Origin of the sequence: Cellulophaga fucicola, assembly GCF_900119145.1 — a bacterium.
Taxonomy (GTDB): domain Bacteria; phylum Bacteroidota; class Bacteroidia; order Flavobacteriales; family Flavobacteriaceae; genus Cellulophaga; species Cellulophaga fucicola.
Genome location: NZ_FPIY01000002.1, coordinates 320,115 through 341,236 on the forward strand (window position 1 = coordinate 320,115; position 21,122 = coordinate 341,236).

The following is a 21,122-nucleotide window of genomic DNA, read 5'->3' on the forward strand; positions in this document are numbered from 1 at the left end:
CTATTACTTATCTTAACAAGATATACCACTGCTATGAACTGGATTTTACTATCACAAATAATATACCTACCGTTGCTAACTTTTACGTGTATGCGTATAATTTATGACACTAGAGGCACAACAAAAACACTGGCTTACTTATTGGCGGCAGTGTTTTTGCCTTTTATAGGTATTATTGTCTATTTTTCTTTTGGTATAAATTACCGAAAACATAAAATGTATGCTAACAAATCGCTTTTAGACACTAAGCAAAAAGAGACATTACAAAAAGAGATTATAGCACACTCTAGAGAAATATTAGCCAATGGTAACGAACCTGTGCAAAGTAGGGCCGAATTGGTAAACCTATTGCTAAAAGATACTACTAGTCCGCTTACAAATAATAACAAAGTTGAACTACTCCTTAATGGAGAGAAAAAATTTCCTGAAGTTCTTAAAGCTATTGAAAATGCCAAACACCACATACATATAGAATATTATATTTTTAGGGATGATGAAATTGGCAACACCATAGAAAAACTACTTCTTAAAAAAGCTAAAGAAGGCGTTAAAATTAGATTTATTTATGATGATTACGGAAGCTCTGAAATTAGAAAAACGCTTAGTAATAGACTAAGAGAAGCTGGCATTGAAGCTGTTCCTTTTTATAAAATAAAATTAATAGCCTTTGCAAACAGGTTAAACTACCGTAACCACAGAAAAATTATTGTTATAGATGGTAAAATTGGTTTTGTAGGCGGAATTAACGTTAGTGACAACTATATAAATAAAGAAAACACGCCAGACAAAGTATACTGGAGAGATACTCACTTAAGAATTGAAGGTCCTGCTATTACATACTTGCAGTACCTTTTCTTATCTGATTGGAATTCTTGTTCTGAACAAAATTTACTGCTACAAAAAGATATGTATGCTTCTTTTGACTCTTTTACACATACAGATAATAAATTAGTGCAAATAGCAGCTAGTGGTCCAGACTCTAAATCACCAACTATTTTATACTCTATTCTACAGGCTATTTACCTAGCTAAAGAAGAAATCTTAATAACTACCCCTTATTTTATTCCGGGAGAAAGTATGTTAGATGCATTAAATATAGCTGCTATGAGTGGTTTAAACGTAAAACTACTTGTACCATATGAGTCAGATACAATGTTAACCAACGCAGCATCTAGAGCTTATTATAGAGAAATATTAAATGCAGGAGTAGAAATTTACAGATATAAAAAAGGTTTTGTACACGCTAAGACAATAGTAACAGATAAAAAAATTGCTATTGTTGGCACTGCAAATATGGACACAAGAAGTTATGAACTTAATTTTGAAGTAAACGCAATTGTTTACGATGAAGAAATTGCAAAAGAATTAAGCGAAGTATTTTATAACGACTTAAAAGATGCTGAAAAAATTGACAAACAATCTTGGATAGATAGACCTTGGTATATTAAACTTATAGATAAAATAGCCAAACTATTGTCTCCTATGCTATAATAATTCCTTTTTAAGCTATTCTCCTTAAATTATTTTGATTATCTCAATAATTAGATAACATCTAATATTATTGTAAAATAATATACATAAGTCTAATTTATAAGTAAATGCAAGGATGTATAAAAAGTAGTGATTTCTTTATAAAATTAATCATTACTTTTTAGCATCTTTTTAGATACTCATCTTATCTTTAAAAATATAAGATTGTCTTCTAGACACCTCTACTTCTTCACCAGTATTCATCGTTAATTTAAGTTTACCATTAAACCACGGTACAACGTTAGAAATATAGTTCACATTTATAATTTGTTGTCTGTTTACTCTAAAAAAGTTGTGATCTGGCAGTTTTTCTTCAACTTGATTTAAAGACTTGTATAGCATTGGTTTCTCACCCTTAAAATAAACGCGTGTATAGTTACCAACGATTTCAAAAAGAGAGATATCTCCTATTTTTACCAACCAACACTTATCGCCGTCCTTTATAAAAATCTGGCTACTCTCTGTTAGTTTTTCTTTAGCTTCAATAGTTTCATTTACCTCACTACTAGTAGATGTAGCACCTTCTAATTGTGCTTTTACCTTTTCTATAGCTTTTGCAAAACGCTTGCCATTTATTGGCTTTAAAATATAATCTAATGCATTGTACTCAAAAGACTTAATTGCGTACTCATCAAAAGCAGTAGTAAATACTGTAATTGGCACTTTATCTAACATTTCAAGAAGTTCAAATCCATCTTTTTCTGGCATATTAATATCCAAAAATAAAAGATCTGGTTGCGTTTCATTTATTAACCTATAACCTTCATCTACATTCTCTGCTTCACCAACAATTTCTATATCGCCGTGATTTTTTATCAATTCTTTTAGCTCATTTCTAGCTAATCTAGAATCTTCAACTATAACTGCTTTAATCATACTCATACCATTGGTATTTTAATATTTGCTACTACCTCATCTTCAATTTCACCTAAAGAAAACTCTGCCAAGTTCCCGTATAACAACCGTAGTCGCTGTTTTATATTTTTAAGACCTAATTGCGTAGAGCCTTTTACTATTTTTAATTTTCCTGTATTCCTTACTATAATATGTAAATAATCTTCGGTTCTATTTGTAATTAAAGTAATTGTTCCTCCCTTTATTAAATTTGCAATTCCGTGCTTTGCTGCATTTTCAACCAATAATTGTATTATCATTGGAGGTATAGATACAGAAAGTGAATTAGGATCTACTTCTTTTACAAATTCTAATCTATCTTCAAACTGAATTTTAGACAATGCAATGTAATTCTCTACCATATCTAATTCTTCTTCTAAGGCAATAGAGTTTACATCATTTTTAATAAGAGAATACCGTAGCATCTCAGATAGTTTTGTTAGCATATCTCTAGATTTACTAACATCTTCTAACATTAAACCTCTAATATTATTTAAACTATTAAACATAAAATGAGGGTTAATTTGCCCCTTTAAAGAGTTTAATTGCGATTCCTTTAAACTACCCTCTAACTTAAATTGTTTAAGCGTTATATTTTTATTGTAATCATAAGCTTTTATAACTAATACTATAAATAGCCATATTACAAACATTGCAGAGAAATACGGTATGTTGGCTATACGCATAAACATACTCATACGATCTATAAGTCTTGCTGTTGGCGAAAAGTCTGTAAATCCCTGTACTATATTAAGCATCGGCCATAAAATTACAGAGTACAAAATTTGTACTGAAATAAATAGCAATACTAAAGCAACAACATTTCGTTTTTTAAGATTACCAAATGCTATATGTTTTTCTATATAGTATAAAAGTATAAAAGACATTGCATATGCTAATAAGCCACATGCAATTCCTTCTGCTACCAAGTAACCTATATAACCATAGTATTTACTCTCATTTGCCACTTCTACTCCGTAAGAGACTTTGTCAAAAGTTAGTGTAGATAGTATTAAAACCAACCAGCCAATTAAAGCAAAGACCCAATATTTCCAGTTATTTATAAGTTTCATTTAATTTTTATTCTAATACATTAATACGCTAATAAAAGCTTTTTATACTTATGCTTAAGCGATAATGTTTAAAATTACGATAATCAATAATTCTGCTAGTAGTATCATAATGTGTTTTTTTTAAGTTGATGGTTGATTATTTATTTTATTAAAACCCTAAGTAGTACAGAAGTTTTCCAAAGATATACCCTAGTGCAAAAAGCAATGCAAGCGCTAAACAAGCAATTGTAATACTGTAAGAAATTGCATTTACTTTTTGAGTTTGAGTTGTTTGTTTCTGCATAACCGTTAGTTTTAAAATTGATGATTTTGATTGATGAACTATTTATAATTGAACTGTTGTTGATTGATTGATGATTTGTCTTTTGATTGATGATTCAAAAATAAAATAGTTTTAAGCTCTTTTTAGGTAATTTATGACGAGCGGTAGTATTTAAAACCTAAACGGTAATACGCTCTCATATTAAGTTTTACGATACAAATAGTTGCATTATAGCTCCTCCTAGTTTGTACCCTACATTATAAATAGGTGCTATTGCTAACATACCACAAATTAATACTGCTTTAATTTTTTCTGCTCTTTTGATAATTGCTATTTTATTTTTCATAATACAAGAATTTAAGTTGTTAATAATTGTTTGATTATGATGTAAATGTACAGCGCATTATCTCTTAAAAAATTCGTTTTATGACAAACGGTAATTTAAGAATAGTGAACGGTAATTTTGAAGAAATGAATTGAAACAGCCGTATTTAGGATACGTAACTAACTAGTTTGTAGCAGAAAAACTAATTATTCTTTTATTTTAGGAGGGTATTTGCTTAATGCTTTTTCTACTATTTGCTGTAGTTTTAACTCCTTTGCATCTGGAGTTTGGTTTTCTTTATAACCACTTACACTAACTGCTTGCCATACTAGTACATCTCTCTGCACATCTATAAAATCGAATGTAATTTCGCGTTCTAGTTTTGCTCCACCAATTGGTAAGCCTACAGATAAGCCTCCACCAATGTTGTTGCCTCCGCCACCTAAACCAACACCTACAGAATTTCCTGGTGCGCCTTTATAAACTTGTGTAGTAATATTAATGTATATTTCTGGCTCTTCAGCCATTTTAAAACCCTTATTACGCATTACAGACTCTATTGCGTTTAATAAGCGCTTTGTATCTAGGTCGTTTAAACCAGTTTCTAATTCTGTGTAAAAACCATATGTAGTATATGCGGTAAAATCTAACTCCTTATCGTAGTCATAATTTACACGTACAGTATTACAAGAAACTAAAAATAGAATTACAAGTATAGATACGTAGCTTTTCATCTGTATATTTTTTAATTTTATAAAACCTTTAAAACAAAGACTATACTATTATATAGTTCTGAATAAGGCTTTTAAAGTTATAAAAAGAAATAGTAAGACCCTACAATTAAACAATTTAATTGTTTAATTGCTGCCACAGCTTATCTTTTAATTCTTGTAAACCTTGTTGTGCAACAGATGAGATAAACATATAAGTAGCACCATCTAAATCTTTATCTAGTAGTACACTCATTTCTGCAATAAGCTCATCATCTAGCATATCACTCTTAGATATAACCACAAAACGTTCTTTATCTATTAGTTCTGGATTATATCTTTTAAGTTCATCTAGTAATATTCTGTATTCTTTTCCAATATCATCACTATCTGCCGGTATTAAGAATAACAATGTAGCATTACGCTCTATATGTCTTAAAAAGTAATGACCTAAGCCTTTACCCTCTGCAGCACCTTCTATAATACCTGGAATATCTGCCATTACAAAACTCTGAAAATCGCGATATTCTACAATTCCCAAGTTTGGTTTAAGCGTAGTAAACTCGTAATCTGCAATTTTAGGTTTTGCAGATGTTAATACAGAAAGTAATGTAGATTTTCCTGCATTAGGAAAACCAACTAAACCTACATCTGCTAACACTTTTAACTCAAGTGTTATTTGCATTTCTTCACCAATTTTACCTGGCTGCGCATATCTAGGAGTTTGGTTGGTACTCGTTTTAAAGTGCCAGTTACCACGGCCTCCTAAACCACCCTTTACAAGTATTACTTCTTCTCCATGTTCTGTAACCTCTAATACAATTTCGTTAGTTTCTGTATCTCTAACAACTGTACCTAACGGCACTTCCATGTACACATCTTGCCCGTCTGCTCCAGAACTACGTCCTTTACTACCGTGTTCTCCGTGACCAGCTTTAAAGTGTCTTTGTACTTTATAGTTTAGAAGTGTCCATAAATTTTTATTACCTCGTAAAATTATATGTCCTCCACGACCACCATCACCACCATCTGGCCCTCCTTTAGTAATGTACTTTTCTCTATGCAAATGCACAGAACCTTTACCTCCGTTACCAGAAGAAACCGTCATCTTTACATAGTCTACAAAATTACCTTCGGTCATTGTCTTGGGTTATGGTATTAATATAATTAAATTTTAGATTATTTTAAAGTATCTATTACTTTACTTAATCTAGTTGTAATATCTTTTATTTCTCCAATACCGTTTACAGTATGGAACTTTCCTTGTTTATCGTAATAAGCTTGTAGTGGAGCTGTTTTTTGGTTGTACTCATCAAACCTGTTACGAATTTTGCTTTCGTCTTGGTCATCAGATCTACCGCTAACTTTTCCTCTTTCTAATAAACGCTGAATTAAAACCTCATCATTAGCATCTAAAGCAATTGTTGCATCAATCTTCATATCTTTTGTAGATAGAAAATTATCCAATGCTTCTGCCTGTGCTGTTGTTCTTGGGAATCCATCAAAAATAAATCCACTTGCATCTGGATTTTTCTCTACTTCTTCCTTTAACATATTTATAGTTACTTCATCCGGGACTAGCTCTCCTTTATCTATAAAAGACTTTGCTAACACTCCTAATTCTGTACCGTTTTTTATATTGAAACGAAACACATCTCCTGTAGAAATATGTTTTAAATTGTACTGTTCTTTTAAAAAATTTGCCTGTGTGCCCTTGCCAGCTCCCGGTTTCCCGAATAGTACAAGATTTATCATATTATTTTGGTTTAGTTGATACACTTCTTTTAAATTACGCCCTAGTTCATTATAATCTAGTCCGTAACCTACAATAAATTTATTTGGAATTTCTATGCCTACATAATCTATATTATACTCACCACTGTATACAGATGGCTTGTAAAATAAAGTTGCTATTTTAAAGTCCTTTACATTGCTATTGCTAAACATGTGTACCAATTGTTTTAGCGTGCGGCCAGTATCTATAACATCTTCTATTATAATAACACTTCTACCTTCTATAGATGCATCAGACACATCTATTAGTGTCTCTACAATGCCTGTAGAAGATAATCCGCTGTAAGAACTTAATCTAACAAAAGAAACTTCGCAATTGTGCTCGTATGCTTTTAACAAATCTGCAACAAACATAAATGAACCATTAAGCACACCAATAAAAACCGGAGTCTCATCTTTATAGTCCTCGGCAATTTGGTCTGCAACTTTTTTAACCGCAGCTAAAATCTCTTGCTCGGTTAAATAAGGCCTAAAATATTTGTCGTGTAGCTTAATCAATTGAACGTTCTTTTATTAAAAGCGCAAATATACCATTTTGATTTCTCTTTTTAGGATATACAAGAGCAGTTTTAAGATTTAAGTGTATTTTTGTTACCAAGTTAACAATACTGCAAAAATTATAAAAAATGAACTTTTTTTCTTCAGATTTTAAACTTGGCATTTTAGGCGGCGGCCAATTAGGAAAAATGATGCTATACGAAACTCGTAAACTAGACATTTTTACTAAGGTTTTAGAGGCTACAGACGATGCACCTTCTAGAATTGCATGCAACGAATTTGTTAAAGGAGAACTTCTAAATTTTGATGATGTTTACAATTTTGGTAAAACAGTAGATGTACTTACCATTGAAATAGAAAATGTAAATCTCTCTGCGCTTGAAAAATTAGAAGACGAAGGAACAAAAGTATACCCACCAACAAGTGCTTTACGCATTATACACAACAAAGCAACTCAGAAATTATTCTATGTAGATAATAATATCCCTACTGCAGAGTTTCACAGGTTTGCTTACACTAGCGAAATTAAAGATAGTATAGAAAATGGTGGCTTATCATTTCCGTTTGTTTGGAAATGTGCACAATTTGGGTACGATGGACAAGGTGTAAAAGTTGTTCGTACTTTTTCAGATTTAGAAGGCTTACCTAATGTAGAGTGTATTGCTGAAGATATGGTGCCATTTAAAAATGAGCTTGCTGTAATTGTTGCCCGTAATAGTAAAGGTGAAGTTAAAACTTATCCTGTAGTAGAAATGGAGTTTCATCCAGAAGCCAACCAAGTAGAATATGTAATTTGTCCTGCAAGAATACCAGACGCTGTTGCACAAAAAGCGCAAGAAATTGCATTACAAGTAGCAGATAAAATAAAACACGTTGGTTTATTGGCTGTAGAAATGTTCCAAACCAATGAGGATGAAATTCTAGTAAACGAAGTTGCTCCTAGACCGCACAATAGCGGACATTACAGTATAGAAGCTAGCTATACAAACCAGTTTGAGCAACACATACGCGCAATTCTTGGATTGCCATTGGGTGATACAAAAAGTAAGGTAGCCGGAATTATGGTGAACCTTGTTGGTGCAGAAGGTTATACAGGTAATGTGGTATACCAAAATATGGAAGACATATTAAAACTAGAAGGTGTTACACCACATATTTACGGAAAAAAGGAAACGAGGCCTTTTCGTAAAATGGGACACGTAACTATAGTAAATAAAGACATAGATAAGGCCCGTGAAATAGCCGAACAAGTAAAAAATACAATTAAAGTAATAAGCGAATAATTATGAGCAAAGTAGCCGTAGTAATGGGAAGCACAAGTGATCTTCCTGTAATGCAAGACGCAATAGATATTTTAAAAGGTTTTGATATTGAAGTAGATGTAGATATAGTTTCTGCACATCGTACACCAGAAAAATTATTCGACTTTAGTAAAAACGCACACATAAATGGTTACTCTGTAATTATTGCAGGCGCAGGCGGAGCTGCTCATTTACCTGGTATGGTAGCATCAATGTCTCCGTTACCTGTAATTGGTGTTCCTGTAAAAAGTAGCAACTCTATAGATGGTTGGGATTCTGTATTATCTATTTTACAAATGCCTGGTGGAGTACCTGTTGCAACTGTTGCTTTAAACGGTGCAAAAAACGCTGGCATATTGGCAGCGCAAATTATTGGAGCATCTGACAAATGTGTTTTAGATAAAATAATTTTTTACAAAGAAGGATTAAAACAAAAAGTTATTGAAGGCGCTAAAACCGTAAACGGTAAATAGCAGAATTGTAAATCAATTTACAAACAATCTTCAATTATTAAAATAGTACTAAAATATATGAATCTACTTTTAACCCCTTTTGATACAGCACCTTTTTCTAAACTTAAAAACGAGCATTTTATGCCTGCTTTTAAACAGGCAATGACAGATGCAAGAGCAGAAATAGATGCTATTACAGAAAACACAGAAGCTCCTACTTTTGCGAATACTATTGAAGCTTTAGATTTTGCTGGTCAGCAGTTAGACCGAATTTCTAGTGTATTTTTCAATTTAAATTCAGCAGAAACTAATGAGGAAATTCAGAAAATAGCACAAGAAGTATCTCCTTTGCTTTCTGAATTTGGAAATGACATTACTTTAAACAAAGAGCTATTTAAAAGAGTTAAAGCTGTATTTAATCAGAAAGACAGTTTAGACTTAACAGTAGAACAACAAACACTTCTAGATAAAAGATATAAAGGGTTTAGCAGAAACGGCGCAAATTTAGCTGAAGATAAAAAGACTAGACTTAGAGAAATAGATGCAGAATCTGCTAAGTTAAAATTACAATTTGGAGAAAACGTATTGGCAGAAACCAATGCTTTTAAAATGCACTTAACTAATGAGGAAGATGTAGATGGTTTTCCAGAAGGAGAAAAAGAGGCAGCCGCACAAATGGCTAAATCTAAAGACTTAAACGGTTGGCTAATTACATTAGACTATCCTAGCTACATCCCTTTTATGAAGTATGCTAAAAACAGAGAGCTTCGTAAAAAACTATCATTAGCATTTGGCAGCAAATCTTTTAAAGGTGACAAATTAGACAACCAAGAAAACGTGTTAAAAATAGCAAAGCTACGTCACGAGCGTGCTAACTTGCTTGGTTATGCAACACACGCTAATTTTGTATTAGAAGAGCGTATGGCAGAAACGCCAGAAAAAGTACATGCTTTTTTAAATGAATTGTTAGAAAAAGCAAAACCAGCAGCTGAGCGTGAGTTTAAACAACTAGAAGATTTTGCAAAAGAATTAGACAGTATAGACCAATTACAAAAATGGGATGGTGCATACTACTCTGAAAAGCTAAAGCAAAAATTATTTAGCTTAGATGACGAAATACTAAAACCATACTTTAAACTTGAAAATGTAATTGCAGGTGTTTTTAAAGTAGCAGAGAAATTATTTGATTTACAATTTAAAGAAGTATTTACGATAGACAAATACCACGAAGATGTAAAAACATACGAGGTATTTGATGCTGATAATAATTTTGTTTCTTTATTTTATGCAGATTTTCACCCAAGACCAGGCAAACGTGGAGGTGCTTGGATGACATCGTTTAAATCACAATACATAAAAGACGGACAAAATGTACGTCCGCATATCTCTAACGTATGCAACTTTACAAAACCTACAGACACAAAACCATCATTATTAACTTTTAACGAGGTTACTACTTTGTTTCACGAGTTTGGTCACGGACTACACGGTATGCTAGCAAATACAACATACCCAAGTTTATCTGGCACATCTGTATATTGGGATTTTGTAGAATTACCTAGTCAAGTTTTAGAAAACTGGTGTTATGAAAAAGAAGCTTTAGAGCTTTTTGCAACACATTACCAAACAGGAGAAGTTATACCAATGGAGTTGGTACAAAAAATAAAAGAATCTGCAACTTTTCAAGAAGGTATGCAAACCTTACGTCAGTTAAGCTTTGGATTGTTAGATATGTCTTGGCACGGTGTAGACCCTACTTCTATTACAGACGTAAAAGCCCAAGAAGATAAAGCTTTTTCTGGCACAGATTTATATCCTAGCACAGCAGAAACTTGTATGAGCACTGCTTTTTCTCATATTTTTCAAGGAGGATATTCTTCTGGGTATTACAGTTATAAGTGGGCAGAAGTTTTAGATGCTGATGCGTTTGCTTATTTTAAAGAAGAAGGAATTTTTAATAAAGAAGTTGCTACTAAATTTAAAGATAATGTATTATCTAAAGGAGGTACAGAAAACCCAATGGTATTATACAAACGCTTTAGAGGTGCAGAACCTAAAGTTGAAGCTCTATTAGAAAGAGCCGGTTTATTGTAAATCTAAATAGTCTTAAAACACAAAACCAGGATAACAACTTAGTTTGTTATCCTGGTTTTATGTTTTCTTAAAAAGGTATCTACTCTCTATTCTTCTTCATCAAGATCTATATCTACAAGAACTGGTTCTGGCAACTCTTCTTCAGAAATTGCATCTACAGCTTCTTCTACCTCTTCAACTTCTGGTACAGAATCTTTAATTTCATTAAATTTATGTATACGATCTAATTCTCCTTCTTCTCCAGAGAAGTAAGGAAAAACATCCATAATAGGAGACTCCGTAATTGCAGGTATGGTATAATCACCCATAGTATCCTTCATTACAGCAACCGTATTATCGTATGCTTCTTTAACATCGTTAGCTTGTACTAACAAATACATATTTGTTTTACGTTCTTTTCCACTTTCTTCATCAAAAGCAATTAAAGAAACTTTACTTTTAAACCAACGATCTGTATTTTCAAACGGATGAATTTCCGCAAAGTTAGCAACCTTAATGTTTGTTATTTTAAACTCGTCACTAATGTAAGCTTTCATCTCCTCATTAATTCTAGTCTCTGCTTCTGTATAAGAAATAGCATCTACTAAATAAGGTTCTGTTGTTACTTTTTGAGCTCCAGTGTCGCTCATTTTTCTATATTTTACCTTGCATTCGTACCAAGTTGCGCTCATAATTTCTCTCTTTTTTGGGAAACCAAATATAGCCGATACATAAAAAATTAGAATACAATTACACAAATAGATATTCACAATTTAAATCTAAAATATATAGTACTCTTATTACAAGCAAGTTGACTCATTAAATTTTAATTACTTGCTTTTTTGTTTTACTAAAGTTGACTTAAATTAGTCACAACACATCATAAATAAGCACCCTTATTTATACCTAAATTGTACCTTTGTATCTAGTAATTTACACCTAATTAAACTTGTGTAATGATTAGAGCTTTAGCACGACAAATTAGGACACAAAAAGTTGTTGTTTTCTTTAAACAGCAGCAAAAAAATTAGAAAAATGTCATCAAAAAAAATAGCATATTCGGTTTTAGAATTAGCCATTGTATCTAAAGGCAGTTCTTTACAAACCACATTTAAAAATAGCGTAGACCTTGCCCAAAAAGCAGAAGAATTTGGATATAAACGTTTTTGGTTAGCAGAACATCATAATTCTATTACAATTGGTAGTTCTGCTACAGCTGTACTAATTGGGTACGTTGCAGAAGGCACAAAAACAATACGAATAGGTTCTGGCGGCATAATGCTACCCAACCATTCGCCATTAATTATAGCTGAGCAATTTGGCACACTAGGTTTGTTATACCCAAACCGTATAGATTTAGGTTTAGGTAGAGCACCTGGTACAGATCCGGAAACAGCACATGCTATACGAGCTACACATACACAAGCAGCACACTCTTTTCCTGAAGAAGTTGCCCAAATACAACAATACTTTTCTGTAGAGAATAAAAACTCTAAAGTAAGAGCTACTGTTGCAGAAGGTGTAGATGTGCCTTTATACATTTTAGGCTCTAGTACAGATAGTGCGCACTTGTCTTCTAAAAAAGGATTACCGTATGCTTTTGCAAGTCATTTTGCTACTGCAAAGCTACACGACGCACTTAAAATTTATAATGAAGAGTTTACACCGTCTAATTATTTAGATGCTCCATACACTATGGCAGGCGTAAATGTTATTGTGGCAGATACAGATGAAGAAGCTGAAAAAATATCTACCTCTTTATTAAAAATAATTGTTGGGTTGTTAACCAACCAAAGAGATTTTATGCTGCCCCCCGTAGAGATGACAGATGATTTACGCCAGATGTTTAAACACCCTGCTGTAGACCAAATGTTAAAATATTCTTTTATAGGGAGCAAAGCAACTGTAAAAAAGCAGGTAAAAGAATTTTTAGAACAAACACAAGTAGATGAACTTATAGCGGTAACTAATATTTACGATCACGCAGATAGGATTAAATCTTATAAATTATTTGCAGAAATAATGAATGAAATAAATAAGGAAAAGGAATAAAGGTAATTTTTGTTTTTTTGTTTTGTTTGAAAGCAATTTTTTAAATAGGTATTTCACGGTAAACAGTGTACACCTTTTTAGGAAGTTGCTTTACTTTTGTTCTAAATTATAAGAACCTAAGATAAAGAATGAAAAGTAGATTTTTATATTTTGCCACACTAGTACTTTTATCTTTACACAGTAATGCTCAAAACAAGAACATACTATTAGAGCAAACTATAAATGATATAGTTACTGCTTTTAAAGAGAAAGACTCTAATAGCATAAATAGTTTTATTTCTAAAGAAATAGGCGTAACAATAATTGTACGTTATGGTATTTTAGACAATTATATAACTCTAAACTCTATAGACTTTAATAACCCTACGCCAAGTTACTTACCATATCTGGAACCTTTTTCTAACAGCAAATTAAACTTTACAACACTACCAGATTTTAGCTGTGATACAGAGAATTGGTCTAAAAAAGGTTTGTATTGCGACACACTACTAATACCTACCCTTTTATCTAATACTATTACAAACTTAAAATATGAACTTTCTAACGACGAGTACCAAAAAGAATTAAAACGCGCTTGTACTTTAGAAAAGAATAGTTACCGAGTAATTTTGATAGACGAGAACGATGAAGATCTCATTTTTCACTTAACGTATATAAATAAAAAGTGGACTTTAACTGTAATAGACAGAGTAACATCTGACTGTAGCTCGTAAAAAATGAGAAACACTTATCAAACTAAAAAACAAAATACAGAACAGATTACCGTATAGGTATTAATTGCTAATTAAAAGAAAAATTAATATTCAATTACTTCTATATTCATTTCTTTTAACTGCGCCACCAATTTACTTGAAAAATTCATTGTATTGGTTGTTTTTAAGTTTGGCAAATACTTAATATCTTCAATAGACATTACATCATACCTATCATCCTCTCCATCCCAAAGAGGTGTTAATTGTCCGTATATTTCATCTCCACCATCTGGCAATAAATCAACAATATCTACTAACAACTCTAAAGGTATTGGTAGGTTTTTAAAATAATTAGCTACCTCTGGTATTATGTTATACCCTTCTTCTTCTATATCTATTTTACGACTTTGGTTGTTCTTTACAAAATTGCGCACATTAAACTTAGGAAATAAAACCTCATCTACATACATCAATTGATTCACAACCATTAATTTAAAGTTTAAATCTGCTTTAAACAAACATTTGCCCTTAGGTATTTCTGATAATTTATTTTGAACCTCCCTATTAAATAAAGCCTTGTTTTTCTGCTCTAACAACAGCACTTTATTTGGCACTTGTTTTAAAGTAACAGGTAAACTTTTAAATTGGTTCTTCCTTAAGTTTAACTCGCTTAAGTTGTTTAAATATGGTAAGTTCTGGGGTATTTCCATAAGCTGAGTATCTTCTAGATCTAAAACTTGCAATTGTTTCATTTTACACAGCCAAGAAGGTAATTTCACTAATGGGTTATTACTTAACTTAAGTACTTTAAGCCTTTTAAGAGTAACCAAACTTTCTGGTAATTCTGTTATTTCATTATTAGATAAATCTAACTCCTCTAGCTGATTTAAGTATTTTATTCTAGATGATATTCTTGATAAACCCGTATTAGATAGGTTTAAGGTTTTTAAGCCAGTAAGACTAACTAAAACTGACCAATGAGGATATTTATTACCTGAAAAATTTAAATATTTTAAGCTTTTAATTTGCTCTAATTTAGGAGGCAAACCTTCTATAGGCGTACTGTAATAATCGCCATCTCTAGACAATTTTAAAGAAACTAAATAAGGAAGTTTATGCAAGTTATTCATTAAATCTGGCGGAATAAAACTAACATTATTTAAAGATAGCTCATTTAAGTTTTTTAACTTTAAAATTCCGGGATACAAATCTTTTATTGTCTGGTTAGCAACTGCCAAACTTTTTAAATTGTGACAAGTAAAAATACGTTGTGGCAACTCAAAACCATAACCGTAATACAGCTTTTGTGTAGCAGGTCCAAAATCGTCCTCACTATTTAACTCCCAAATATCTGAAAATATTTTTCTTGAAGACCTCTTCAAAAAATGCATTACTTTTTTATGGTACTCATTTAGCTCCACTTTTTCGGCCAAAGGATTATCACTATTATGTCCGTCTAAGGTACAATACCCATAAATATGATCTCTCCCTAATCTGCCTAGCTCTTTCTTTAATTTTTTTCTTAAACCAAACCTATCTACTAATGCATCATGAGAATATCTTAATTCTTCTGTAGATCTTTTAAAAAGGGTTTTAGTCCCTGCTTTTAAAAATTTTTGAAACGTTAGCTCATCAAAAGCAACAGTCTGAATTAAGAACATGAACTCTCCTTTTTGTGCAGGATTATTTTTTGCTCTTGTAGGCGGCATAATTTGACAAATAGAATAAACTTCTCCGCCTTTTAAATCATCTTCTTTAAAAAAGATATCTCCAAACGGAGATACCTCCAAAACTTCTCTTTGTTTAAAGTCCTGAAATAATGCTTCTAAAATTAATTCTTCCAATGGTTAGTTGTGTTTTTTTAGCCTTGTAAAATTACTCTACCTCTAGTAGCGTTTCTGCTGTAATTTTTGCCTTACTATTTTTATCCCAAATTTTTATATGCCATTTTAAAGGATTTTCTAATGTTCCCTTAGTTAAAACTAAAGAGGCTTGTATAGACTGTGAGACCTGTGCTTGAGTTGCTTTTTGGTTTAAAAACATATCTGGTTGGTCTAGAATAACAGTGCCATTATAATCTTCTACAGTCATTGTCATCCCCAATTCTACAAAACCGTCTTTTGTAGTAAATCCCTTAAGGCCCTCAAATATAAACAACAATTTGTCATTAAACCCAACTTTTCTGTTGGTAATCACAGACTTATGGGTCGCAGACATGATATAACCCTCTGAATAGCCCAGTTTTTCGGAAGAAATTTTAATATTAGAATCTTTAATTAATTCTACTGGCATTTTAGAAACAAACACACCATCTCCTTTTAAATCACTAATTGTATAAATTAAATTGTACGTATCTCCAGATAAAATTGGATTTGCTAAAATTACCTGACCTTTTAATTGTCTTTTAATTGAACTTAAACCCGAAGCTGAGTTTGGTAATAAGTCTGAATTTGCAAAAACTGTATCTCCTTTTTTAGAAACCATAGCTACGGCCATTTTAGGAAAATATTTTCCGTCTTCTACTGTAAAACCATCTATGTCGTTAAATGTAGTTACAATTGTTTGACCGTAAGTATACTTGTCACTACTTGCTTCTTCATTATTTACGGTAATATCTACGCTAGATGCGCTAATACCATCTCCAGTGGTCTTTAAACCAGTAGCAAAATCTTTGTTTATAGATTTATTAAAATTACAAGATGTTGCTGCTACAATAGTACTTATTGCAAACAGGCGTATTATATTATTTTTCATATTGGTAGTATTTATATTATATATGTATTAATTAAATTGGGTATCCTCCAAAATTGTCTTTTACCAATACATTAAATTCTTTATGTACTTTTTTAAAGTCTAATTTTTGTTTTTCTGCTATCTCTTTTAAATTACCTCTTACCCTTAGCTGTTTGGTATAAAACACAATACCAAATAAAATTAATCCGCCTCCAAATAAACAGGCAACTACAAGCATTATCAACTTTATATTATTGTATTCTGAATAAGTGTATGTATTGCCCGCAATAAAAATGTTATAGAACAATACAATGGCACCTATAGCTAAAAAAATGTATTGCACATATTTAGTTGTTCCCATTAAAGCTATATACTCATTTAAAATAACTGTTAGTTTATCTTCTGGAATTTTGCTTAATTCTGGCAATATGTTTTCATTTGTTTCACTCATCTTTAATAATTTTTACATATTATTTAACAGACCATGCAGGCGCTAAAGAAATTAATTTTACGTCTTTATATAGCTTAGGTGTTACCTTAAATTTTATATTCTTATCTGCTTTAAAAATAAACTCATCTTCTTTTTCTATACCATTGTCTGTTAGCAATTCTATAGTATTGCTTTTAAAATAACTGTACGTACCATCTGTATTTAAACTAAAGCCTAAATCTGCAATATCTTTTATAGATGTATAACTCAGTTTAATTTTTGCGTTTAATTCATTATTCTTCACAAAAATCTCTTTAGAAATTAAAGTTACATTTTGCATAGAGGCAACTAAATCTGTTTTATTTTCAACAGCCTTTAACCCTTTAATTGCATTTTGTTCTTCCTCTTTTATAGTTGATAAATTATGCTGTTCTATTGTAATTGTCTTCTCTGTTACATCTAAAAACAATGTAACATCTGTACTTATTACAGGTATTTGCTCTTGTGTAAAAAAACATATTATTGCTAGTATTAAAGATTTTATTTCTACCATATATTTATTTTGTTTTAAGGTATAGAACCAATATCATTTAAAACCCAACGGTTATGTAACTTTACAAACTGAAAAGTATGCTGACCACCTTCATGTAAAAGCGTAGGCTTAGTTGTAGTTACCAAAACTTCCATATAACCTACACCCTCACTAACGTGGTATACATAAATAGTTTCACTTTCTATTAAAAGCCCAATAAAGTTATGTGTAAAAATTATATCGTAATCTTCTGCCAAAAATTTAGCAACAGGAATATAAATATCTTGCTCATAAATTTTAGCATACCAATCCTTATCATTATCTCTAGAAGAAGCCATTTTTTCTTGTTCTTCTAGTGTATTTTCCAGACAATAATAACAACGAATTTTTGGCGCTACTAATTGTTTAAACGCTATTGTATCTTTTGTTTTTAAGGCTGATAAAAAAGTGTCCCAAACCTTTTTTATATCTTTTGTAGAAACTTCTTTTTGTTTTTGTTGCGCAGAAACAAGGCTTACAAACAAAAACATTAAAACAACTTTATACTTTATCATAACAATTGTACATCAATTAATTGACCGCAATTTACTGCAATAGATTGTTATAAAACTCCCTCTTTTCAGGGGTATTGTTTTTTGAAAACTCTAAAACACAGAATAATAGTGCAATTACCTCTCTTTTGTCTTAGTATCTAAAATTTGTAATAAAGTTGGCATTCTGTAATTACCGTGCATAGATTTTACCAACTTATAAGCCTTATCTAAACTTATACCAATAGCAGAGATGTAAAGTGGTTTTATACTATCTCCTCTTAAAAGAGGCTTGCTATTAGTTTTATTTAAATGAAAACTAGATTTTGCAACACCTACAACAGGAATCTTTTGCTCTAAACTATTATACAAATAACCTCCCAAACCTAGCTTACCATCATCATCTAGTAAAACATAACTATCTACTATTATTAACTCCACATCTTCTAAGTTATACTGTTTAAGCAAACTTATAATACAAGGTAATTCTCTTTTATAAAATGCACCTGGCTCATAGTCCGGCACATCTTCAATAATTTCTTCCTTTATTTCAAGGACAGTATCATCTAACCAATTATTAAAGCTAACACCTACTGTTTTTGCTTTATTATCATAGTAATAAGTATCAAAGGCTAAAATCATAATATTAATTGTCTTTTTTTGGTTCTAATGTGTCTGCCATACTAAGGGTATAATTTAGTTTGGGATATAAGAAATTTACACCCTTATTCTCTTCTCCTCTTAGCTTAAAAAATTCTTTCTCTTGAGTTTCATTTGCCAATTCTACTATACTGCCATCTAAAAAATAGGGAATATTATTTTTAAACTGAATATATGTTTTTGAAGTTCTAAAAGTAATCCCTAACCATTTACAATCTTCCTGACTCTCTTCTTTACTTGATGATTCTTCTAGAATAATTTTATGCGAAAACTTTGCATTTGTTGCTGTTGAAAACAAGATAACAGAGTTGTGAGTTAGTTTTATTTCAGATTCTTCTTCAGTATTTTTGTTCTTAATTTTTAGTGTTCTTATGCTTTGCTCTCCTAAATTTTTATAGCAAGAAAAAAGAGCAATATAAGAACCTTCTTTTAAGTCTAAAGCCTGATCCGAGTGATACTTCATTTTTTTATAACTCTTACTGTACATCTCTATTAATGCATTATTAAAATGTAATGGAGCTGTAACTTTTAGATTACTACTTTCTACTGTATTCTCTATTTGTTCTACAAGATTGTGATGAGTTGATGAAAACTGAAACGCAGGCTCTTTATAATTTGTTGTAGTTCTAACAATAGGAATTCCTTTATCATTTACACAAACCAAGTTATTGCCTAGCCTACCTTTGCCTGTAGCTATAAATGAAACTGACTTAGACAAACTATTGAACAAATTATTTTTAATAGGAAGTGTTATTTTATAAAAACCCAATTGATCTTTCATAATTTAAACTAATAAATTGGTTTTTTATAGTCTCCAGAATTCATACTAAAGTGAACTTTACCATAATCTACAACCGTTTCTAATTTGTTCTCCTTATAGTAAGAGTCTCTTAAATTATCCATTGTAGCATTCGTCATTTCTTCCAACTTTACCAATTTACCTTTCTCTTTTATATATGTCTCTTTGTTTACATATAAAGCTTCTAGATTAGAACAACGAATTACATACCCCATTCTTACCGGTATTTTATCTACATTTAATACAGAAGGTCTTATTTCATGGGTATACAATCTGTTTGTAGAAAGCGGAATTAAAAATACTGAATTTGGATACAACGTAACACTAAACTCTTTTTCTAAAGAGTCATTACTCACTGTTTTTTTTAATTTAAAATGAAGTCTAGTTAACCCGCTAGATTTCTTATAACACCAGTCGAACCTATCTGTTTTTGAAGGCTCTAAATTCTCAAAATTTACGTTATCGTAAAAGGTACAAAAGGCAATAAGCCCTTCTTTAGGCATATCTTTAGTTTTATCTGAGTGTGCACCAATTTTTGCTTTAACGTCTTTTGCATTCACCTCATCTTTCTTTTTATTTTCGTAAATCTGAGCTAAAACGTGATTCAGTTCTGTTTCCTTTTCAAAATCGAATTTAACGGCTTCATTTAATGTATTTACTATAGCTGTATCTGTATTTCTAAAATTATCTGTTGGCCCAGTTAAATTAGTAGAACATCTTAACAAACGAAAATGAAATTGCTCCTTATTACGTTCCTTTTCGTCCTTAACAACCTTAGTTAAGTATATTCCTTTTCTTAAGGCTTTGGTATCTTTATTACCCTCTGTTAAATACTGAAAAGTGTGCTCTGCTTTTATTTTTGAAAAATAATTTTCACCAGTAAAAAGTTCTCTATAATACACTCCAGAATTATGGATATTTATAGGAACCTGACCTAATTTTACTATTTTAAAATTAGCTTTAATTAGCCCCTCATAATTAATAGAGAAATCGCTAATTACAAGAATACCGCGTTCTTCTTTTTCTATTTGTTTGATATCACCAATTGCATAAATTCTAAGCTCAGAATTATCATTAGGAATTTCTAACATATTTTTTACAACTGTACCACAAAAATTATCTACTAGATACTGTAAATCACCTGAAGCATTATTTATATTAGATAAGTTTATTAAAATATTTTTAGTTGTTGCTATTCTGTTCTCAAAGTTTAATGTATTCATTACTTAAAAAATCTAGTAGTTGTTCTTAATTTAAAAATTGATTTACTCATAAGCATACAAAATTCTTCTACCTCCTAAAATATTTTTGCTTCCTTTTTCAATTAAAATTAGCTTTTCTTTTTCAAAAATTCTTTCAATTTTAAAAATGGTATTGTTATCTACAATTGCTGTTCTATCTTCAGCTATTTTTATATTAAAATTACTTAGTTCTTCAAATGACTTAAATTTTAGATCGCCATTTAGTTGCTGCATAGAATAGGTTAATGGTCCTTCTGCCAAGTATCGCCAGTACTCTTTTAAACTTCCATTCTTGTTAAGTACATATTTACGTTCAATATCAAACTCAAATTCTTCTATTTTAAATGAACAATCGTGGTCCTTCATTTGTAAATATGGAACAACTTTGTTAGCGCAATTTACATTATTAGGACTTATTTCCTCATCTAAAACCCTATATTTTACAGTGATTTCTGAAGCCTTAGGAAGCTTTACCTTATGTTTGGCGCATCCTAAATTTAAAACAAGAAGCACTAATATTGCTATTTTTCTCATTACCTTT

General features: G+C 31.1%; 23 protein-coding genes. 6 read left to right on the forward strand and 17 right to left on the reverse strand.

Going from position 1 to position 21,122, the window contains the following annotated elements; genetic code table 11:
* The first annotated feature begins 33 nt into the window (after window positions 1–33).
* Window positions 34–1,491 carry a cardiolipin synthase gene (cls, locus tag BT107_RS07740; RefSeq protein ID WP_072303217.1) on the forward strand — a complete coding sequence of 486 codons (1,458 nt, stop codon included), beginning with the start codon at window positions 34–36 and terminating at the stop codon, window positions 1,489–1,491.
* A gap of 171 nt (window positions 1,492–1,662) precedes the next feature.
* On the opposite strand, the gene BT107_RS07745 is transcribed toward cls, so the two are convergent.
* From BT107_RS07745 to BT107_RS07765, 7 genes are all read right to left on the reverse strand, one after another.
* Window positions 1,663–2,412 (reverse strand): LytR/AlgR family response regulator transcription factor, encoded by a 750-nt coding sequence (locus BT107_RS07745; protein ID WP_072303218.1) that lies wholly within the window; start codon window positions 2,410–2,412, stop codon window positions 1,663–1,665.
* Window positions 2,409–3,497, reverse strand: coding sequence for a sensor histidine kinase (locus BT107_RS07750; RefSeq protein WP_072303219.1), 1,089 nt, complete (start codon window positions 3,495–3,497; stop codon window positions 2,409–2,411). The genes BT107_RS07745 and BT107_RS07750 overlap by 4 nt, the downstream gene beginning before the upstream one ends.
* A gap of 148 nt (window positions 3,498–3,645) precedes the next feature.
* The gene (locus tag BT107_RS17730) at window positions 3,646–3,780 is read right to left on the reverse strand and encodes a hypothetical protein (protein ID WP_280173624.1); all 135 of its coding nucleotides are present in this window, start codon (window positions 3,778–3,780) and stop codon (window positions 3,646–3,648) included.
* A gap of 187 nt (window positions 3,781–3,967) precedes the next feature.
* On the reverse strand, window positions 3,968–4,105 hold the full coding sequence (locus tag BT107_RS17520) for a hypothetical protein (protein WP_170854719.1): 138 nt from the start codon (window positions 4,103–4,105) through the stop codon (window positions 3,968–3,970).
* A 185-nt stretch (window positions 4,106–4,290) separates the two neighbouring features.
* On the reverse strand, window positions 4,291–4,818 hold the full coding sequence (locus BT107_RS07755; RefSeq protein WP_072303220.1) for a DUF4136 domain-containing protein: 528 nt from the start codon (window positions 4,816–4,818) through the stop codon (window positions 4,291–4,293).
* 115 nt (window positions 4,819–4,933) lie between these two features.
* Window positions 4,934–5,935, reverse strand: coding sequence for a GTPase ObgE (gene obgE / locus BT107_RS07760; protein ID WP_072303221.1), 1,002 nt, complete (start codon window positions 5,933–5,935; stop codon window positions 4,934–4,936).
* A 38-nt stretch (window positions 5,936–5,973) separates the two neighbouring features.
* A complete protein-coding gene (locus tag BT107_RS07765) occupies window positions 5,974–7,086 on the reverse strand; it encodes an adenylate kinase (protein WP_072303222.1) in 1,113 nt (370 codons plus the stop codon).
* A 128-nt stretch (window positions 7,087–7,214) separates the two neighbouring features.
* On the opposite strand from BT107_RS07765, the gene BT107_RS07770 reads away from it, so the two are divergent.
* Genes BT107_RS07770 through BT107_RS07780 form a run of 3 tightly spaced genes read left to right on the forward strand, consistent with a single transcriptional unit; the run spans window position 7,215 to window position 10,933 of the window.
* Window positions 7,215–8,369 carry a 5-(carboxyamino)imidazole ribonucleotide synthase gene (locus BT107_RS07770; RefSeq protein WP_072303223.1) on the forward strand — a complete coding sequence of 385 codons (1,155 nt, stop codon included), beginning with the start codon at window positions 7,215–7,217 and terminating at the stop codon, window positions 8,367–8,369.
* A gap of 2 nt (window positions 8,370–8,371) precedes the next feature.
* On the forward strand, window positions 8,372–8,860 hold the full coding sequence (purE, locus tag BT107_RS07775; RefSeq protein WP_072303224.1) for a 5-(carboxyamino)imidazole ribonucleotide mutase: 489 nt from the start codon (window positions 8,372–8,374) through the stop codon (window positions 8,858–8,860).
* Between the two features lie 57 nt (window positions 8,861–8,917).
* Complete coding sequence (locus BT107_RS07780) at window positions 8,918–10,933, forward strand: M3 family metallopeptidase (RefSeq protein ID WP_072303225.1); 2,016 nt, start codon at window positions 8,918–8,920, stop codon at window positions 10,931–10,933.
* Window positions 10,934–11,019: 86 nt separating this feature from the next.
* On the opposite strand, the gene BT107_RS07785 is transcribed toward BT107_RS07780, so the two are convergent.
* Entirely contained in the window at window positions 11,020–11,604 is a 585-nt protein-coding gene (locus BT107_RS07785; protein ID WP_072303226.1) for a DUF4494 domain-containing protein, read from the reverse strand.
* Window positions 11,605–11,947: 343 nt separating this feature from the next.
* Here BT107_RS07785 and BT107_RS07790 point away from each other — a divergent pair, with 343 nt between their 5' ends.
* Window positions 11,948–12,964: an LLM class flavin-dependent oxidoreductase gene (locus tag BT107_RS07790; protein ID WP_072303782.1), complete on the forward strand. Its 1,017-nt coding sequence runs from the start codon at window positions 11,948–11,950 to the stop codon at window positions 12,962–12,964.
* Window positions 12,965–13,092: 128 nt separating this feature from the next.
* Window positions 13,093–13,677 (forward strand): hypothetical protein, encoded by a 585-nt coding sequence (locus tag BT107_RS07795; protein ID WP_072303227.1) that lies wholly within the window; start codon window positions 13,093–13,095, stop codon window positions 13,675–13,677.
* A gap of 83 nt (window positions 13,678–13,760) precedes the next feature.
* Here the strand turns inward: BT107_RS07795 and BT107_RS07800 are convergent, their stop codons facing one another.
* The 9 genes from BT107_RS07800 to BT107_RS07840 all read right to left on the reverse strand — a co-directional run bounded on the left by BT107_RS07800 (window position 13,761) and on the right by BT107_RS07840 (window position 21,115).
* Complete coding sequence (locus BT107_RS07800; protein WP_072303228.1) at window positions 13,761–15,500, reverse strand: leucine-rich repeat domain-containing protein; 1,740 nt, start codon at window positions 15,498–15,500, stop codon at window positions 13,761–13,763.
* 31 nt (window positions 15,501–15,531) lie between these two features.
* Entirely contained in the window at window positions 15,532–16,410 is an 879-nt protein-coding gene (locus tag BT107_RS07805) for a hypothetical protein (RefSeq protein ID WP_072303229.1), read from the reverse strand.
* A gap of 31 nt (window positions 16,411–16,441) precedes the next feature.
* Window positions 16,442–16,840 carry a hypothetical protein gene (locus BT107_RS07810; RefSeq protein WP_072303230.1) on the reverse strand — a complete coding sequence of 133 codons (399 nt, stop codon included), beginning with the start codon at window positions 16,838–16,840 and terminating at the stop codon, window positions 16,442–16,444.
* Window positions 16,841–16,859: 19 nt separating this feature from the next.
* A complete protein-coding gene (locus BT107_RS07815; protein WP_072303231.1) occupies window positions 16,860–17,372 on the reverse strand; it encodes a hypothetical protein in 513 nt (170 codons plus the stop codon).
* Between the two features lie 14 nt (window positions 17,373–17,386).
* Window positions 17,387–17,905: a hypothetical protein gene (locus BT107_RS07820; protein ID WP_072303232.1), complete on the reverse strand. Its 519-nt coding sequence runs from the start codon at window positions 17,903–17,905 to the stop codon at window positions 17,387–17,389.
* Between the two features lie 114 nt (window positions 17,906–18,019).
* On the reverse strand, window positions 18,020–18,523 hold the full coding sequence (locus BT107_RS07825) for an endonuclease V (protein WP_072303233.1): 504 nt from the start codon (window positions 18,521–18,523) through the stop codon (window positions 18,020–18,022).
* A 4-nt stretch (window positions 18,524–18,527) separates the two neighbouring features.
* Entirely contained in the window at window positions 18,528–19,322 is a 795-nt protein-coding gene (locus BT107_RS07830; protein ID WP_072303234.1) for an alpha-ketoglutarate-dependent dioxygenase AlkB, read from the reverse strand.
* Window positions 19,323–19,330: 8 nt separating this feature from the next.
* Entirely contained in the window at window positions 19,331–20,563 is a 1,233-nt protein-coding gene (locus BT107_RS07835; protein WP_072303235.1) for a hypothetical protein, read from the reverse strand.
* Window positions 20,564–20,605: 42 nt separating this feature from the next.
* The gene (locus BT107_RS07840) at window positions 20,606–21,115 is read right to left on the reverse strand and encodes a hypothetical protein (RefSeq protein WP_072303236.1); all 510 of its coding nucleotides are present in this window, start codon (window positions 21,113–21,115) and stop codon (window positions 20,606–20,608) included.
* Window positions 21,116–21,122 lie beyond the last annotated feature (7 nt).

What these genes read in the sequence shown, in the direction of transcription:
- cls (WP_072303217.1), top strand. Translation starts at nt 34, where the DNA reads ATGAACTGGATTTTACTATCACAAATAATATACCTACCGTTGCTAACT.
- BT107_RS07745 (WP_072303218.1), bottom strand. Translation starts at nt 2,412, where the DNA reads ATGAGTATGATTAAAGCAGTTATAGTTGAAGATTCTAGATTAGCTAGA.
- BT107_RS07750 (WP_072303219.1), bottom strand. Translation starts at nt 3,497, where the DNA reads ATGAAACTTATAAATAACTGGAAATATTGGGTCTTTGCTTTAATTGGC.
- BT107_RS17730 (WP_280173624.1), bottom strand. Translation starts at nt 3,780, where the DNA reads ATGCAGAAACAAACAACTCAAACTCAAAAAGTAAATGCAATTTCTTAC.
- BT107_RS17520 (WP_170854719.1), bottom strand. Translation starts at nt 4,105, where the DNA reads ATGAAAAATAAAATAGCAATTATCAAAAGAGCAGAAAAAATTAAAGCA.
- BT107_RS07755 (WP_072303220.1), bottom strand. Translation starts at nt 4,818, where the DNA reads ATGAAAAGCTACGTATCTATACTTGTAATTCTATTTTTAGTTTCTTGT.
- obgE (WP_072303221.1), bottom strand. Translation starts at nt 5,935, where the DNA reads ATGACCGAAGGTAATTTTGTAGACTATGTAAAGATGACGGTTTCTTCT.
- BT107_RS07770 (WP_072303223.1), top strand. Translation starts at nt 7,215, where the DNA reads ATGAACTTTTTTTCTTCAGATTTTAAACTTGGCATTTTAGGCGGCGGC.
- purE (WP_072303224.1), top strand. Translation starts at nt 8,372, where the DNA reads ATGAGCAAAGTAGCCGTAGTAATGGGAAGCACAAGTGATCTTCCTGTA.
- BT107_RS07780 (WP_072303225.1), top strand. Translation starts at nt 8,918, where the DNA reads ATGAATCTACTTTTAACCCCTTTTGATACAGCACCTTTTTCTAAACTT.
- BT107_RS07785 (WP_072303226.1), bottom strand. Translation starts at nt 11,604, where the DNA reads ATGAGCGCAACTTGGTACGAATGCAAGGTAAAATATAGAAAAATGAGC.
- BT107_RS07790 (WP_072303782.1), top strand. Translation starts at nt 11,948, where the DNA reads ATGTCATCAAAAAAAATAGCATATTCGGTTTTAGAATTAGCCATTGTA.
- BT107_RS07795 (WP_072303227.1), top strand. Translation starts at nt 13,093, where the DNA reads ATGAAAAGTAGATTTTTATATTTTGCCACACTAGTACTTTTATCTTTA.
- BT107_RS07805 (WP_072303229.1), bottom strand. Translation starts at nt 16,410, where the DNA reads ATGAAAAATAATATAATACGCCTGTTTGCAATAAGTACTATTGTAGCA.
- BT107_RS07810 (WP_072303230.1), bottom strand. Translation starts at nt 16,840, where the DNA reads ATGAGTGAAACAAATGAAAACATATTGCCAGAATTAAGCAAAATTCCA.
- BT107_RS07815 (WP_072303231.1), bottom strand. Translation starts at nt 17,372, where the DNA reads ATGGTAGAAATAAAATCTTTAATACTAGCAATAATATGTTTTTTTACA.
- BT107_RS07820 (WP_072303232.1), bottom strand. Translation starts at nt 17,905, where the DNA reads ATGATAAAGTATAAAGTTGTTTTAATGTTTTTGTTTGTAAGCCTTGTT.
- BT107_RS07825 (WP_072303233.1), bottom strand. Translation starts at nt 18,523, where the DNA reads ATGATTTTAGCCTTTGATACTTATTACTATGATAATAAAGCAAAAACA.
- BT107_RS07830 (WP_072303234.1), bottom strand. Translation starts at nt 19,322, where the DNA reads ATGAAAGATCAATTGGGTTTTTATAAAATAACACTTCCTATTAAAAAT.
- BT107_RS07835 (WP_072303235.1), bottom strand. Translation starts at nt 20,563, where the DNA reads ATGAATACATTAAACTTTGAGAACAGAATAGCAACAACTAAAAATATT.
- BT107_RS07840 (WP_072303236.1), bottom strand. Translation starts at nt 21,115, where the DNA reads ATGAGAAAAATAGCAATATTAGTGCTTCTTGTTTTAAATTTAGGATGC.